This is a genomic window from Microbispora sp. KK1-11, from assembly GCF_006874435.1.
Lineage (GTDB): Bacteria > Actinomycetota > Actinomycetes > Streptosporangiales > Streptosporangiaceae > Microbispora > Microbispora catharanthi.
In genome coordinates this window covers 1-415 of sequence record NZ_VIRJ01000148.1, presented here as the reverse complement: position 1 = coordinate 415, position 415 = coordinate 1, and the positions used below count along the sequence as shown (strand labels likewise).

The window sequence follows — 415 nt, the reverse complement described above, 5'->3', positions numbered from 1 at the left end:
GTCAGCGCTGCAGGGTCAGCAGGCCCGGCCGGTAGGGCAGGAGGCCGTAGTCGCCGCCGGAGCTGGGGCTGCGGCCCTGGTAGAGCAGCTGCAGGTTGCAGGGGTCGACGGTCTTGGTCTGGTCGGGGTTGTTGCGGACCAGGTCGCCGTGGCTGATGTCGTTGGTCCAGGTGGCGCCGCTGTTGGCCTTGCCGGCGAAGGGGTTGCTCTCGGTCGCGGCGTTCGGCGTCCACGACCCGCTCAGGCTGTCGGCCGTGAACGAGCGGAAGTAGCGGCCCTGCGAGCCGATCGCCTCGACGAGCATGAGGTACTTGTTCTGGCCCTGGAGCTTGTAGACCTCGACCGCCTCGAACAGGTTGTTGGTCGAGTCGCTCATGATCTGGGTGTAGTTGGAGCCGAAGCTGCCGGGGAAGTT

Annotated in this window: 1 protein-coding gene; it reads right to left on the bottom strand. The window is 67.0% G+C overall.

The window, feature by feature from the left end; all coding sequences use genetic code 11:
* Position 1: 1 nt before the first annotated feature.
* A partial coding sequence (locus FLW16_RS43145; RefSeq protein ID WP_260616223.1) for a non-reducing end alpha-L-arabinofuranosidase family hydrolase occupies positions 2-415 on the bottom strand: 414 nt, incomplete at its 5' end.